The organism is Variovorax brevis, from assembly GCF_030317105.1.
Taxonomy (GTDB): domain Bacteria; phylum Pseudomonadota; class Gammaproteobacteria; order Burkholderiales; family Burkholderiaceae_C; genus Variovorax; species Variovorax brevis.
Genome location: NZ_JASZYG010000004.1, coordinates 320,383 through 335,738 on the forward strand (window position 1 = coordinate 320,383; position 15,356 = coordinate 335,738).

General features: G+C 66.4%; 10 protein-coding genes. 4 read left to right on the forward strand and 6 right to left on the reverse strand.

The annotated features are described in order from the left end of the window. The first annotated feature begins 87 nt into the window (after window positions 1-87). The 4 genes from mutS to msrA all read left to right on the forward strand — a co-directional run bounded on the left by mutS (window position 88) and on the right by msrA (window position 5,303). Window positions 88-2,724, forward strand: coding sequence for a DNA mismatch repair protein MutS (gene mutS / locus QTI66_RS14335; RefSeq protein ID WP_286560426.1), 2,637 nt, complete (start codon window positions 88-90; stop codon window positions 2,722-2,724). A 34-nt stretch (window positions 2,725-2,758) separates the two neighbouring features. After that, complete coding sequence (locus tag QTI66_RS14340; protein WP_286560427.1) at window positions 2,759-3,586, forward strand: proteasome-type protease; 828 nt, start codon at window positions 2,759-2,761, stop codon at window positions 3,584-3,586. A gap of 39 nt (window positions 3,587-3,625) precedes the next feature. Then, window positions 3,626-4,432 (forward strand): alpha/beta fold hydrolase, encoded by an 807-nt coding sequence (locus tag QTI66_RS14345; protein ID WP_286560428.1) that lies wholly within the window; start codon window positions 3,626-3,628, stop codon window positions 4,430-4,432. Between the two features lie 181 nt (window positions 4,433-4,613). Next, window positions 4,614-5,303, forward strand: coding sequence for a peptide-methionine (S)-S-oxide reductase MsrA (msrA, locus tag QTI66_RS14350; protein WP_286560879.1), 690 nt, complete (start codon window positions 4,614-4,616; stop codon window positions 5,301-5,303). A 14-nt stretch (window positions 5,304-5,317) separates the two neighbouring features. On the opposite strand, the gene QTI66_RS14355 is transcribed toward msrA, so the two are convergent. The 6 genes from QTI66_RS14355 to QTI66_RS14380 form a co-directional block, all read right to left on the reverse strand. Then, window positions 5,318-5,650, reverse strand: a complete 333-nt coding sequence (locus QTI66_RS14355; protein ID WP_286560429.1) for a hypothetical protein — start codon at window positions 5,648-5,650, stop codon at window positions 5,318-5,320. A 65-nt stretch (window positions 5,651-5,715) separates the two neighbouring features. Then, window positions 5,716-6,540, reverse strand: a complete 825-nt coding sequence (locus QTI66_RS14360) for an undecaprenyl-diphosphate phosphatase (RefSeq protein ID WP_286560430.1) — start codon at window positions 6,538-6,540, stop codon at window positions 5,716-5,718. Window positions 6,541-6,595: 55 nt separating this feature from the next. Then, window positions 6,596-7,258, reverse strand: coding sequence for a sensor histidine kinase (locus QTI66_RS14365; RefSeq protein ID WP_286560431.1), 663 nt, complete (start codon window positions 7,256-7,258; stop codon window positions 6,596-6,598). A gap of 172 nt (window positions 7,259-7,430) precedes the next feature. Continuing rightward, a complete protein-coding gene (locus QTI66_RS14370) occupies window positions 7,431-8,894 on the reverse strand; it encodes an efflux transporter outer membrane subunit (RefSeq protein ID WP_286560432.1) in 1,464 nt (487 codons plus the stop codon). Beyond that, a complete protein-coding gene (locus QTI66_RS14375) occupies window positions 8,891-12,184 on the reverse strand; it encodes an efflux RND transporter permease subunit (protein ID WP_286560433.1) in 3,294 nt (1,097 codons plus the stop codon). Before QTI66_RS14375 ends, QTI66_RS14370 begins: the two co-directional genes overlap by 4 nt. Further along, the gene (locus tag QTI66_RS14380) at window positions 12,181-15,339 is read right to left on the reverse strand and encodes an efflux RND transporter permease subunit (protein WP_286560434.1); all 3,159 of its coding nucleotides are present in this window, start codon (window positions 15,337-15,339) and stop codon (window positions 12,181-12,183) included. Before QTI66_RS14380 ends, QTI66_RS14375 begins: the two co-directional genes overlap by 4 nt. Window positions 15,340-15,356 lie beyond the last annotated feature (17 nt).

Here is a 15,356-nt window from a genome sequence, read left to right on the forward strand (position 1 = left end):
TCATTGGCCACCGCGCACGTCCAGCGTGCCGCGCGAGCCCGATTGCCAGAATCACCTGGTTTCCAGACAGAAAAGACCGCCTCTCCCATGACCACAGCCGCCCTGGACCTCAGTGCGCACACGCCGATGATGCAGCAGTACCTGCAGCTCAAGGCGGATCACCCCGACACCCTGCTCTTCTACCGGATGGGCGACTTCTACGAGCTGTTCTACGCGGACGCCGAGAAGGCCGTGCGATTGCTCGACATCACGCTCACGCAACGCGGCCAGTCGGCCGGCGCGCCGGTCGTGATGGCGGGCGTGCCCTTTCATTCGGTCGACACCTACCTCGCGCGGCTCATCAAGCTGGGCGAATCCGTCGCGATCTGCGAGCAGGTGGGCGAAGTCGGCGCGAACAAGGGGCCGGTCGAGCGCAAGGTGGTGCGCGTCGTCACGCCCGGCACGCTGACCGAGGCGGAACTGCTCGGCGACAAGAACGAAGCGCTGCTGGTCGCGGTGCATTGCGGCGCACGCAACCTCTGCGGCATGGCCTGGCTGAGCGTGACCGGGGCGCAGATGCACCTGGCCGAGTTCCCGGCCGACGACCTCGAAGCATGGCTGTCGCGCATCGGCCCGAGCGAGCTGATCTACAGCGCCGAAGTCACGACCGGCTTCGAGCAGCGACTGAAAGACGCGCGCACCGCCGGCACCGCCCCCTTCACCCTCACCGTGCGCCCCGCGTGGCAGTTCGACGGCGGCCTGGGCGAGCGCCGGCTCACCGAGCTGATGGGCGCGGCCACGCTCGCCGCCTGGAACGCGGATGCGCTGCCCCACGCCCAGGCGGCCGCCGCCGCCCTGCTCGGCTACGCGGAACACACGCAAGGCCGGGCGCTCTCGCACGTGCAACGCCTGTCGGTGGAGCGGGACGACGAATTCATCGAGCTGCCCGTCACCACGCGCCGCAACCTCGAGATCGTGCAGACGCTGCGCGGGGAATCGGCGCCCACATTGTTTTCGCTGCTGGACACCTGCATGAGCGGCATGGGCAGCCGCCTGCTGCGCCGCTGGGTGCTGTCGCCGCGGCGCGATCGCACGGCCGCCCGCGAAAGGCTCGACGCCATCGCCGCGCTGCAGCGCGTGGGCGCGGGCAACGCGCTGCCGACGTGGCGCAGCCTGCGCGAGCAACTCAAGAACACCAGCGACGTCGAACGCATCGCGGCACGGATCGCCCTGCGGCAGGTGCGTCCGCGCGAGTTGGTCGCGCTGCGGCTGGCTCTGGCCAAGGCGGAGAACCTGGGGCCGATGCTTCCGGATGCGGCCGCCCTGCTCGGCCGCATCGCGCGCGACCTGACGCCGCCCGCCGGTTGCGCCGAGTTGCTGGTCGGTGCACTCAAGCCTGATCCCGCGGCGCTGGTGCGCGACGGCGGCGTTATCGCGGACGGTCACGACGCAGAACTCGACGAACTGCGCGCCATCAGCGAGAACTGCGACGCTTTCCTGCTCGAACTCGAAACCCGCGAACGCGAGCGCACCGGCATCACCAACCTGCGGGTGCAGTTCAACCGCGTGCATGGCTTCTACATCGAGGTGACGCAGAGCGCCCTCACCAAGGTGCCCGACGACTACCGCCGCCGACAGACGCTGAAGAACGCCGAGCGCTTCATCACGCCGGAACTCAAGGCCTTCGAGGACAAGGCCCTGTCGGCGCAAGACCGCGCCTTGGCACGGGAAAAGTGGCTGTACGAGCAACTGTTGGATGCCTTGCAGCCGCACGTTCAGGCGCTGACGGGCCTGGCCTTCGCCATTGCCTCGCTTGACGCCCTGTGCGCCTTGGCCGAGCGGGCGCACACGCTGAACTGGAAGGCGCCGGAATTCGTCTCCCACCCCTGCATCGAGATCGTGCAGGGCCGCCATCCGGTGGTGGAGGCGCGCCTTGCCGAAAAGTCCGCCGGCAGCTTCATCGCCAACGACACGCGCTTGGGACCGCAGCAACGCATGCAGGTCATCACCGGCCCCAACATGGGCGGCAAGTCCACGTACATGCGGCAGATCGCCATCATCGTGCTGCTGGCCTCCATCGGCTCCCACGTGCCGGCGTCCGCGTGCCGGCTGGGGCCCATCGACGCCATCCACACCCGCATCGGCGCCGCCGACGATCTGGCCAACGCGCAATCGACCTTCATGCTGGAGATGACCGAGGCGGCCCAGATCCTGCATGCGGCCACCGCCCAATCGCTGGTGCTGATGGACGAGATCGGACGCGGCACCAGCACCTTCGACGGGCTGGCGCTGGCCGCCGGCATCGCCGCCCACCTGCACGACCGCTCGAAAGCCTTCACGCTGTTTGCCACGCACTATTTCGAACTGACGGAATTTCCGGCGACGCACCACGGCGCCGTGAACATGCACGTGAGCGCCACCGAGGCGGGGCGCGACATCGTCTTCCTGCACGAGATGCAGCCCGGCCCGGCCAGCAAGAGCTACGGCATCCAGGTCGCGCGGCTGGCCGGCATGCCCACTGCCGTGGTCAACCATGCCCGGCAAGCGCTGGGCGCGCTGGAGGCGCAGCAGACCGAAGCACGCGCCCAGGTCGACCTGTTTGCGGCGGCGCCGGTCGCCGAGGCGCCCCAAGCCAGCGCCGTAGAATCTGCTCTCGCTGCGCTGGACCCCGACGCCATGAGCCCGAGGGAGGCGCTGGAAGCGCTTTACGCACTACAAAAACTCAACCTGCGCGAGCAACGGTAAACGGTCCGCCGCACGCGCCAGAGGGGAATCACACATGACATATTGCGTAGGCATCAAACTCAACGCCGGGCTGGTGTTCCTGTCGGACTCGCGCACCAACGCGGGCGTCGATCACATCAGCACCTTCCGCAAGATGATCGTGTACGAGCAGCCGGGCGACCGCTTCATGGTGCTGCTGTCGGCCGGCAACCTGAGCATTTCGCAGTCGGTGCGCGAGATCTTGCAGATCGAGGAACTGCGCGAGGCCAGCGGCGGCCCGCCCATCACCATCTGGAACGCCAAGAGCATGTTCGACGCGGCGCGCGTGCTGGGCTCTGCGGTTCGCCATGTGTACGACCGCGATGCCGAAGCGCTCAAGCAGGCGGGGCTGGACTTCAACGTGTCTTTCATCTTCGGCGGCCAGGTGGCGGGCGAAGGCATGCGCTTGTTCCTTGTCTACTCCGCCGGCAACTTCATCGAGGCGACCACCGAGACGCCTTATTTCCAGGTGGGCGAATCGAAGTACGGCAAGCCGGTGCTCGACCGCGTGCTCACGCCCGACACGCCGCTGGACGAAGCCGCCAAGTGCGCGCTGGTGTCCATGGATTCGACGATGAAGTCGAACCTCTCCGTCGGCCTGCCGCTGGACCTGGTGGTGTACGAAGCCAATGCACTGCGGACCGACCGCGTGATCTGCATCGATGCCGAGAACCCCTACTACCGCATGATGCACAACAGCTGGGGCCAGAAGCTGCGCGAGGTGTTCGACAGCATCGAAGACCCGGTGTGGGACGACGCCTTCACGCAGCACCCGCTGCGCATGCCGGCGGCGCGTCATGGCGCCTTGCGCAAGATCTCGACGCCGGACGAAAAACTCATCTAGACCTTTCTGCGCGCGCCCTGCTGGCGCGCCTTTCGCATCGTGCCTCCCATCGTTTTTTCCCACGGCAACAGTTTTCCCGCCAGCACCTACCGCGTGATGCTCGACAGCCTGCGCAATCGCGGCTTCGACGTCGACGCCATCGAGAAGTTCGGGCACGACCCGAAGTACCCCGTCACCGACAACTGGCCGCACCTGGTGCGCCAGCTTGCGGACTTTGCGCAGGAGAAAGTCGACTTTGCCGGCGGCCCGGTCTTCCTGGTCGGCCATTCGCTCGGCGGCTTCCTGAGCCTGATGTGCGCGGCCATGTTTCCGGCGCTGGCGCGCGGCGTGGTGCTGATCGACTCGCCCATCCTCGGCGGCTGGCGGGCCAACGCGCTGGAGCTGGTGAAGCTCACGCCGCTCATGAAGAGCGTGTCGCCCGGCGCCATCAGCCGCAGGCGCAAGAACAGCTGGGAGCACCGCGACGCGGTGTTCGAGCATTTCCGCAGCAAGAAGGCCTTTGCCAAGTGGGACGAGCGCGTGCTGCGCGACTACATCGAGCACGGCACCTTCGACGAGGACGACTCGCGTGCCCTGGCTTTCGACCGCGACGTGGAAACCGCCATCTACAACACGCTGCCGCACAACTTGAGCGGCCTGCTGCGCAAGAACCCGGTCAAGTGCAAGGTGGCCTTCATCGGCGGACGCCAGTCGCAGGAGATGAAGCGCGTGGGCATGGCGATGACGGAGCAGGTCACCAGGGGCCGCATCTCCATGCTCGATGGCACGCACCTGTTCCCGATGGAAAAGCCCATTGCCACGGCTGCGGCCGTCGAGGCGTCGCTGCGCAACTTGCTGGCGGGCTGAGCCGGCACAAAGACCGGGGCCGCGTCGGGGTCGGCGGGCGACTCCCCGCAGCCGGCCTCGGGAAATGCATCAACAATGAGTGCTGTTGAGTCGAACCCATGAGGCCCGAATGAAAACGCCATCCAGATCCCTTGTTGCTGCCGCGCGAAGCGCCAGGCCCGCATCCACATCACGTCGCGTCATGCTGGGCGGGCTGGCGCTGCTGTGCGGTGCCGCCGTTTGGAAAGCGACGCCCTCTTTCGCCGCGGAAAGCGCGGTGGTCATTCCCGCGCCCGCCAACGAACCGGCGCCAGCGTCGTCCGCCACCACCGAGACCGCCGTCGTGGCCGGTGGCTGCTTCTGGGGCGTGCAGGGCGTGTTCCAGCACGTCAAGGGCGTGAGCAACGCAGTGTCGGGCTACGCGGGCGGAGATTCGAAGACGGCGCGCTATGAAGCCGTAGGCTCCGGCCGCACGGGCCATGCCGAGGCGGTTCGCATCACTTTCGACCCGAAGCAGATCAGCTATGGCCGCATCCTTCAGATCTACTTCTCGGTGGCGCACAACCCGACGGAATTGAACCGCCAGGGGCCGGACACGGGCACGCAATACCGCTCGACCATCTTTGCGCAGTCGGCGGAGCAAGCCCGCGTCGCAAAGGACTACATCGACCAGTTGGACAAGGCGAAGGTCTACAAGGCGCCCATCGTCACGACGATCGAAACGCAGAAGCCGTTTTTCCCGGCGGAGGGGTATCACCAGGATTACCTGACGCGCAATCCGAACGATCCGTACATCGCCTACAACGACATTCCCAAGCTGGATAACCTGAAGAAGGTGTTCCCGGGGGTGTACCGTGCCGCGCCGGCCTTGGTGGGCAACGGCGGGGTTTAGCTTTTCAGGGGCGCCTACACGCCCTTCAGTTTCTCCACGAGCACCCACCCCTCGGTGCTCGCGCAGTGCCCTTCCGTGACCCGCACCTTGGCCAGGAAGGGCACGTCGTCATGCGACCTGACTTGCAGGATGTCAACGCGCGGGTTCGCCGTCGGCTGACATGGGGCAATCCCGGCCTTGGCCAAGCTGAAATCGGTGAACATGGTCGCGCCATCGTCGAGGCGCCCCGCGCCGCTGGCGAGCATCGCCTTGAGGCTCTCGACTTGCTGCGCACTGGCTGGCTGAAGCAGCGTCGCGCAGATGACCGCCGTGACGCCAAGCGCTGACTTGGCTGTTTCTCTTTTCATTTTGTCTCCTCCCTGCCTGAGCACATGGGCGCACGGGGTGGCCCATTTTTTTTATCCGTTGCGGCTTACTCAGCCCATACCACCAGTCCACTCCACGCAGTCGCCAGCACGACGATGCCGAACACGATGCGATACCACGCAAACGGAATGAAGTTGTGGCTGGAGATGTAGTGCAGCAGCCAGCGCACGCAGATCCATGCGCTGATGAACGAGAACACCAGCCCCACGCCGAAAAGCGGCAAGTCCGCCGCAGACAGCAGCGCGCGCTCCTTGTAGAGGCTGTACACCGTCGCGCCGATCAGCGTCGGAATCGCCAGGAAGAAGGAGAAGTCCGTGGCCGCCTTGCGCGACAGGCCCAGCAGCATGCCGCCGATGATCGTCGCGCCCGAGCGGCTGGTGCCGGGAATCATCGCAAAGCATTGCACCAGGCCGACCTTGAGCGCGTCCATGGGCGTCATGTCGTCCATGTGCTCGATGCGCACCGAGCCGGGCGGCCGCTTTTCGGCCCACAGGATGATGAAGCCACCGATGATGAAGGTGCTGGCGACCACCGCCGGGGTGAACAAATGCGCCTTGATGGCCTTGCCGAACAACAGGCCCAGCACGACGGCCGGAAGAAAGGCAATGATCACGTTCAGCGCAAACCTGCGCGCCTTGGGCTGGCGCGGCAGGGCCAGCACGGTGGACTGGATCTTGTGCCAATAGACCAGGATCACCGCAAAGATCGCGCCGGTCTGGATGGCAATGTCGAACACCTTGGCCTTGTCGTCGTCGAAGCCGAGCAGCGATCCAGCCAGGATGAGGTGGCCCGTCGACGAAATGGGCAAGAACTCGGTGAGGCCCTCGACCACACCCATGATTGCGGCCTTGACCAGCAAAACGATATCCACGCGCACTCCTTGATTAAGTGCGTCAATTATCGCGGGCGGAAAAGTCGCAAACCGGTCAATAGCGTGACCAATTCGCCGCGTCCTCCCGCAAAGGCAGGCGGATGGTGAGCGCAAGCTCACCGGAGGACGCCAGTGGCGCCATCTCGATGCACCCGCCATGCTCTTGCACGATGCGGCGGCAGCTGGCGACGCCCGCAACGAGGATGCTGTCGGCATCGCCCGAACCTGCCAGCGCGCGCGAGCCATGCAGGAACAGGCCGGAGAGCAACGGCTCCTGGCGGTCGAAGCCCGTGTCGCGGAACTGGATGACGGCCTGCGTGTCCTGCGGCACCGCCACCACGTTCAGCACGCCGCCGCGCGGCATCGCCTGGCAGGCCATGGCCACCACGTGGGCGAGCAACTGTTGCAGTTCCTGCCGCCGGGCATAGACGTTGAGCGCGCCCTTCGGCACGCTCTGGGTCCACGTGATCTCGCTGCTGCGCAGCAGCGCGTGGCAATGCTGCGGCGTTTCGTCCAGCAACTGGCGCAGGTCGGTCGGTTGCTGCTCGTCGCGAGAAAAGTCGAGGTCCAGGTCAGCCGGTGGCACGGGCGATGCCGAGCCGCCATTGGGTTGGGACGCGCCGAGCGCCAGGCGCGCGTTCAACGAACGCCAGAGCATCGCCATGGACAACACCGCCATGACGGCGACTCCAATGTTGCTGGCAACTGGCAGGATCATTGTTGCTTTCCCTTGTTCCAGGTCATGGTCGACGGGGCGTTGTCGGCAGATGCTGCATTCGCGTCTTCAGCGAAGGCTGCAGCATCATGCGGGGCGAATGCTAATGCAGATGCGCGCATGCGTAAAAGTATGTGAAGTACCTTGTCACGAATGGCGCCGCCCGATCGACCCATCAGGGCTTCGGCGCCGCCAACGGCGCCGCATCGGCGCTGTGCTCCAGCTGCTGCGCCTGCCATCCGCCACCCAGCGATTGAATCAGCGCAACGGCATTCGTCAACCGGCTGGCCGCCAACTGCGACAGCACCTGGCGCGCGTTCAACGCCGCCGCCTGCGCCACGACCACGTCGGTGTAGGCCACCTGCCCTTCCTTGTACTGGTTCAGGATCTGCGTTTCGGTGAGGTTGGCCGCCTCCGACGCCTCACGCCGGAATTCCGCCTGCTCCGCGAGCGAGCGCGCGAGGGAAAGCTGGTCTTCCACCGACTGGAAGGCACTCAGCACCGTCTGGCGGTACTGGGCGACGGCGCCGCTGCGTGCCGCCTCAGCCTGCGCCACGCGCGCCTTGGTGGCGCCCGCGTCGAACAAGGTCTGCGCCGCCGACAGGCCAATGGACCAGAGGATGGCGGATGCATCGAACAGGTCGCGTGTTCGCACCGCCGCCGAGCCATACGCACCCGTCAGGGTAAAGCTGGGGTAGTAGCCCGCCATCTGGACGCCAATCTGCGCATTGGCCGCCGCCACCGAGCGTTCTGACTGCGCAATATCGGGCCTGCGCTGCAGCAGCGTCGAGGGCACGCCCAAGGGCACCGCGGGCACTGCGCCCTTCCAGTTCGCCACCGGTTCCAGCGTGAAATCCGTCGGCGCCTTGCCGATGAGCACGGCGATGGCGTGCTCCAGTTGCGGACGCTGCCCCTGCACACTCACAAGATTGGCGCGGGTCGAGGCCAGCTGCGTGCGGGCCTGCAGCACATCGGTCTTGGCGGAGATGCCGGCGTCGTAGCTGTTCTGCGTGATCTTGAGCGCCCGTTCATAGGCGGTCACAGCCTCCTGCAGCAAGCCGATCTCGATGTCGGCGTCGCGCAGCAGGAAATAGTTGGTCGCCAACGCACCCTGGGCCGACAAGCGCGCCGCCGCGAGGCTGGCTTCGCTGGCCTGGGCATTGGCCTGCGCGCCCTCGACGCCCCGGCGCAACTCACCCCAGATGTCCGGCTCCCAACTCGCCTGCAGGCCGAGTGCGGCCGCATTCAACGCACGTCCGTTGGCAGGGCCGCCAATGCGCTTCTCGCTGGCATTCAGGCCCACGAAGGGAAAGAGCGACGAACGCTGCTGCGTCACCAGGGCGCGCGATTGCTCGTAGGCCGCAGCGGCTGCCGCCACGTTCTGGTTCGACACCTCGACCTGGGCGACCAACTGGTTCAACACCGGGTCTCCGAACAGCTCCCACCACGGGCCCCGATCGAGCGTGTCGGCCGGCGCGGCCGGGAACCATTGCGCACCCGATTGCGGCGCCTCCTTGAAGGCCACCGGCTCGGGTGCGCTCGGGCGCTGGTAGTCGGGGCCCACGGCGCAGGCGCTGAGCAGCATGGCCACGGTCAGCGCCGCCACGGTCTTGAAGTTCTTTGGAGCCGGAGATGTCATTGCAATTCAGGTTTCGGCAGCAAGGCTGGCTCGTCCACCTTGCTCAGCATGCGCTCGCTGGGGCCGCGCCGGCGCAGCTTGTCGAGCAGCAGATAAACCACGGGAGTGGTGAAGAGAGTGAGCATCTGGCTGGCAATCAGCCCGCCGATGATGGCGACGCCCAGCGGCCGGCGCAGTTCCGCCCCTTCGCCAAAGCCGACGGCCAGCGGCAATGCGCCCAGCGCCGCGGCCAGCGTGGTCATCAGGATCGGGCGGAAGCGCAGCATGCAGGCTTCGCGCACCGCGTCGAGCGGACTCAGGCCGCGCGAGCGCTCGGCCTCCAGCGCAAAGTCGATGATCAGGATGGCGTTCTTCTTGACGATGCCGATCAGCAGGAACACGCCGATCAACGCAATGATCGAGAAATCCATGCGGAACATGAGCAGCGCCAGCACCGCGCCGACGCCCGCCGAAGGCAAGGTCGAGAGCACCGTGATCGGGTGCACCAGGCTTTCATAGAGAATGCCCAGCACGATGTAGATCACCACCAGCGCGGCAATGATGAGCATGGCCTGCTGTCCTTGTGATTGCTGCGCGCTCAGCGCCGTGCCGGCAAAGGCGCCGCGGACGTTGATGGGCATGCCGATGTTGGCCTCGGCCTGGCTGATGGCTTCGCGCGCCTGGTCGAGCGTCGCGCCTTCCGCGAGGTTGAAAGACACGGTGGTGGCCAGTTCGCCGTCCTCGTGGCTCACCGAACTCGCCACCGATCCCTCGACGAACTTCGCCACCACGGGCAGGCGCACCTGGCTGGTCACGGTGTTCGCCAGCACGTTGCCCGAGGACGCGCTCCTGAGGGCCGGGTTGGCGGACACCGGCACCGCAGTGCCCGATGCCGCCGCGGTCGACGCCGTGGCGCTCTTGGCCGCCGTGCTGGCAGCCGGCGCTTCGACGGTCACGGCCTGCCCGCCGCTGGACACCGTTCGCGTCACGGGCACGTAGACATCGTTCAGCGCATTGGGCCCGCGCGTATAGGGCGGCGCCCACTCCATGACCACGTGGTACTGGTTGAGTTCGGTGTAGATGGTGGCGACCTGCCGCTGGCCGAAGGCGTTGTACATCGCGTTGTCGATCGACTGCGCCGTCAGGCCCAGGCGGCGCGCCTCCTCGCTGTTGACCTGCACCATCGTCTCCACGCCGTTTTCGGCCTGGTCGGTGTCGACGTCGGTCAGCATGGGAAACTGCTTGAGTTCGTCGGCCAGCTTGGTGGCCCACACGCGCAGGTCGGCCGCGTTGTCGCTCTTGAGCGAGTACTGGTAGGTGGAGTTGCTCGACCGGCCGCCCGAACGCAGGTCTTGCACCGGATTCAGGAACACCTGCAAGCCGACCACCTTGGCCAATTGCGGCCGCAAGCGTGCGATCACAGCCAATCCGCTGTCCTTTCGCTGCGACACCGGCTTGAGGCTGGCAAACAGAAAGCCCCCGCCCGCACGCGAGCCACCCGCAAAACCCACCACCGATTCGACCGCTTCGTCCTTGCGGATGATGTCCACCACCTCGCGCAACTTGGTCTGCATTTCCGCGGACGAGATGCTGCGGTCGGCGCGCAGTCCGGCATTGAAGCGGCCGCTGTCCTGCTGCGGAAAGAACCCCTTGGGCACCTCCCTGAACAGATAGACGTTCAGGCCGATGACGGCCAGCAGGATGAACATCACCAGCGCCTTGCTGTGCAGCGCCCAATCCAGCCCATGCTCGTAGCGCCGCAGGATCCAGTCGTAGCTGCGCTCGGCCATCCGGCCCAGGCGCCCCGCTGGCTTGCGGTTGGCATGTTCGCCGCCGGGCCTGAGCAACCACGCGCACATCATCGGCGTCGTCGTCAGCGAGATGACGAGCGAGATCAGCACGGCCGCCGACAGCGTGACCGCGAACTCGCGGAACAGCCGCCCCGTCTGCCCGCCCATGAACAGCAGCGGAATGAACACCGCCACCAGCGACACGCTGATCGACAGCACCGTGAAGCCTACCTCCTTGGCGCCCAGCAAGGCGGCCTGCATGCGTGACATGCCGGCCTCGATGTGGCGGCTGGTGTTCTCCAGGACCACGATGGCGTCGTCCACCACGAAACCGGTCGCCACCGTGAGCGCCATCAGGCTCAGGTTGTTGAGGCTGAAGCCCAGCAGGTACATCACGCCGAAGGTGCCCAGCAGCGCCGTCACCGTGGCCACCGCCGGCACGATGGTGGCGCGCAGGCTGCGCAGGAAGGCGCTGACCACCAGCACCACCAGGATGACCGCAACCACCAGCGTGAACTCGACCTCGTGCAGCGAACTGCGGATCGTGCTCGTGCTGTCCGAGGCCACGTCCAGCGTCACGTCCGAAGGCAACTGCGCGCGCAGCTCCGGCAGCAGGTCGCGCACCGCGTCCACCGTCTCGATGACGTTGGCCGAAGGCTGGCGCGTGACGAGCACGATGATGGCCCGCTCGCCGTTGTACAGGCCCAGCGTGCGGTTGTCTTCCACGCCATCGACCACGTTGGCGACGTCCTTGAGCCGCACGGCCGCGCCGTTGCGCCATGCGATGACCATGTCCGCGTAGTCGCTGGCGCGAAGCGCAGGCGTCTGCGTGTAGATCTGCAGCCGCCGCGCGTCGTCCATGACCTGCCCCTTGGGGCGGTTGGCGTTTGCAGCCTGCACGGCCGCTCGCACGTCTTCCGTGCTGATGCCGTAGCTGTTGAGCGCAAAGGGCAGCAGCTCGATGCGCACCGCCGGCAACGTGGCGCCGCCGATTTCAACGTCGCCCACGCCTTTGACCTGCGACAGGCGCTGGCTCACGATGTTGGACACGGCGTCGTACAACTGCCCCGGATTGCGCGTCTTGGAGGTGAGCGCCAGGATGATGACCGGCGAGGACGCCGGGTTGGCCTTGCGGTAGGTCGGGTTGCTGCGCAGCGTGGCTGGCAAGTCGGCGCGGCTCGCGTTGATGGCCGCCTGCACCTCCCGCGCCGCGCCGTCGATGTTGCGGCTCAGGTCGAACTGCAGCGTCACGCGTGTCGAGCCGCTGGAACTGTTCGAGGTGATCTCGTTGACACCCGCGATGGTGCCCAGTCGCCGCTCCAGCGGCGTGGCCACGCTGGTGGCCATCGTCTCGGGGCTTGCGCCGGGAATGGACGCACTCACTGAAATGACGGGGTAGTCCACCTGCGGCAGCGGCGACACCGGCAGCACGAAGAAAGCGGCGATGCCGGCCAGCGCCACGCCCACCGTGAGCAGCACGGTGCCGATGGGCCGGCGTACGAAGGGCAGCGACAGGTTCACGCCCGCGCCTCCGGACCCAGCGCCTGCTCACTGTCGCGCAGCCTGCGGCGCTCGCCGCCGCCCAGGCGATCGAAGGCCAGGTAAATGACCGGCGTCGTGTACAGCGTGAGCAGCTGGCTCACGATCAGCCCGCCAAAAATCGCCAGGCCCAGCGGCCGGCGCAGTTCCGCGCCGTCGCCCCAGCTCAGCATCAGCGGCACGGCGGCGAACAGGGCCGCCAGCGTGGTCATCAGGATGGGACGGAAGCGCAGCAAGGCCGCTTGATGGATGGCCTCGCGCGCGGACTTGCCCTCGTTGCGCTCGGCATCGATGGCGAAATCGATCATCATGATCGCGTTCTTCTTGACGATGCCGATCAACAGGATGATGCCGATGATGCCGATCACCCCCAGGTCGTTGCCGGTGATCATCAGCGCCAGCAGCGCACCGACGCCGGCCGAAGGCAAAGTCGACAGGATCGTCAGCGGATGCACGTAGCTTTCGTACAGCACGCCCAGCACGATGTAGACGCAGATCACCGCCGCCAGGATGAGCCAGAGCTGGTTCGACAGCGAGTTCTCGTACGCACCCGAGGCCCCCAGGAAGGTCATCGTCAGGCTGTTGGGCAGGCCGATGTCCTTGGCGGCCTGGCGGATCGCACCCACGGCGGCACCGAGCGCCACGCCGGGTGCGGCGTCGAAGTTGAGCGTGCTCGCCGGATACTGCGCCACGTGCGTGATCTGCAGCGGCGCCTGCTTCTCGGTGATGGTCGCAAAGGCCGACAGCGGCGTCGCGGTGCCCGAACCTGCGATCAGGTTCAACTGCCCGAGCGTCTGCGGGCTGTTGACCACGCCAGGCTCGGCCTCGAGGATCACGCGGTACTGGTTGGTTTCGGTGAAGATCGTCGAGACGATGCGTTGGCCGAAGGCGCTGTAGAGCGCGTCGTCCACCGAACTGGCGGTGATCGACAGCCGCGCCGCGGTGTCGCGGTTCACTTCGACGTACGCGGCCAGTCCCTTGGCGCCCGCATCGCTGCTCACGTTGCGCACCTTGTCGACGCCTTGCAGGTGATCCACCAGCTTCGTCATCCACTGCGTGACGGTGGCGCTGTCCACGCCTTCGAGCGACACGCGGTACTGCGTCGGTCCGGTCTCGGCGTCGATGGTGAGGTCTTGCGTGGGCTGCAGGTAGATGGTCACGCCGGGCACCTGGCGGACCTCCTCGCGCAGGCGGTCCATGATCTTTTGCTGGTCGCCGTGTCCGGGCTTGAGGTTCACCAGCATGCTGCCGGTGTTCAGCATCATGTTGTTGGCGGCGTCCACGCCCACGAAGGAGCTGATGGTCTGCACGTCGGGGTCTCGCAGGATGACGTTGGCCGCCTCTTTCTGGAGCGACGCCATGCGGTCGAAAGAAACGTCTTGCGCAGCTTGCAGGCGCACCTGAAGCTGCCCGGTGTCCTGCGTGGGAAACAGGCCCTTGGGAATCGTGAGGTAGAGCAGCACCGTGAGCACCAGCGTCAGCAGCGCGACGATGAGCGTGAGCGCCTGGTGACCGATCACCCAGTGGAGCGAGCTGTCATAGCGCGTCATCACGCTGCTGAAGAAGCGCTGCATGCGCCCGCCGATGCCGCCGCGGTCTTCCCTGGGCGGCTCGTGCTTGAGCCAGCGCGCCGACATCATCGGCACCAGCGTGAGCGACACCACGGCCGAGATCAGGATGGTGATGGCCAGCGTGACCGCGAATTCCCGGAACAGCCGCCCCACCACGTCGCCCATGAACAGCAGCGGAATGAGCACTGCAATGAGCGACACCGTCAGCGAGATGATGGTGAAGCCGATCTGCGACGCGCCCTTGAACGCCGCCTGCATCGGCGGCTCGCCTTCCTCGATGTAGCGGGCGATGTTCTCGATCATCACGATGGCGTCGTCCACGACGAAACCGGTCGCAATGGTGAGCGCCATCAGGCTCAGGTTGTTCAGGCTGTAGCCCAGCAGGTACATCAGGCCGAATGTGCCGATCAACGAAATCGGCACGGCAATGCTGGCGATGATGGTGGCGCGCAGGCTGCCCAGAAAGGCAAAGATCACCAGCACCACCAGCACCACGGCCAGCGCCAGTTCCATTTCGACGTGCTCGACCGAGGCGCGGATGCCGGCCGTGCGGTCGCTCAGCACCTGCACCTTCAGGCCCGCCGGCATGCCCTGCTCCAGCACAGGCAACTGTTTCTTGATGGCGTCCACCGTGGCGATGACGTTGGCGCCCGGCTGGCGCTGCACGCTCACGATGATGGCGGGGCTCAGCTTGCGCTCGTTCGCGTCCAGGCAAGTGCCGCCCTGCACGCAGGCGATGCCGGACCAGGCGCCGAGCTGGGCGTTCTCCGCGCCGTTGACCACCCTGGCAACGTCGGCCATGCGGATCGGCGCACCGTTCTTGTACGCAATGATCAGGTTCTTGTAGTCGTCGACCGTCATCAACTGGTCGTTGGCGTTGATGGTGTAGTTGCGCTTGGGTCCGTCGAAGCTGCCCTTGGCGCCGTTTGAATTGGAGTTGGTGATGGCGGTGCGCAGCGCATCCAGGCCGATGCCGTTGGCCGCCAGCGCCTGCGTGTTGGCCTGGATGCGCACGGCCGGCCGCTGGCCGCCGCTGAGCGACACCAGGCCCACGCCGCTCACCTGGCTGATCTTCTGCGCGAGCCGCGTGTTGACGAGGTTCTGCACTTCGGTGAGCGGCATCGTGTCGGACGTGACGGCGAGCGTGAGCACCGGCGCATCGGCAGGATTGACCTTGGCGTACACCGGTGGCGCCGGCAGGTCGGCCGGCAGCAGCGAGCCGCCGGCATTGATGGCGGCCTGCACCTGCTGCTCGGCCACGTCGAGCGTCTGGCCCAGCGTGAACTGCAGCGTGATCATCGACACGCCGGCCGCGCTGACGGAGCTCATGCGGTCCAGTCCGGCCATCTGCCCGAACTGGCGCTCCAGCGGCGCGGTGACGGTGTTGCTCATCACCTCGGGGCTGCCACCGGGGTACAGCGTCTGCACCTGGATGGTCGGGTAGTCGACCTGCGGCAGCGCCGACAGCGGGAGGAACTTGAAGCCGACCAGGCCGGCCAGCACGATCGCCAGCATCAGCAGCGAGGTCGCCACCGGCCGTTGAATGAAGGGGCGCGAAGGACTCATCGCAACTCAGCTTGGCG

What these genes read in the sequence shown, in the direction of transcription:
- mutS (WP_286560426.1), top strand. Translation starts at nt 88, where the DNA reads ATGACCACAGCCGCCCTGGACCTCAGTGCGCACACGCCGATGATGCAG.
- QTI66_RS14340 (WP_286560427.1), top strand. Translation starts at nt 2,759, where the DNA reads ATGACATATTGCGTAGGCATCAAACTCAACGCCGGGCTGGTGTTCCTG.
- msrA (WP_286560879.1), top strand. Translation starts at nt 4,614, where the DNA reads ATGCTGGGCGGGCTGGCGCTGCTGTGCGGTGCCGCCGTTTGGAAAGCG.
- QTI66_RS14355 (WP_286560429.1), bottom strand. Translation starts at nt 5,650, where the DNA reads ATGAAAAGAGAAACAGCCAAGTCAGCGCTTGGCGTCACGGCGGTCATC.
- QTI66_RS14365 (WP_286560431.1), bottom strand. Translation starts at nt 7,258, where the DNA reads ATGATCCTGCCAGTTGCCAGCAACATTGGAGTCGCCGTCATGGCGGTG.
- QTI66_RS14370 (WP_286560432.1), bottom strand. Translation starts at nt 8,894, where the DNA reads ATGACATCTCCGGCTCCAAAGAACTTCAAGACCGTGGCGGCGCTGACC.
- QTI66_RS14380 (WP_286560434.1), bottom strand. Translation starts at nt 15,339, where the DNA reads ATGAGTCCTTCGCGCCCCTTCATTCAACGGCCGGTGGCGACCTCGCTG.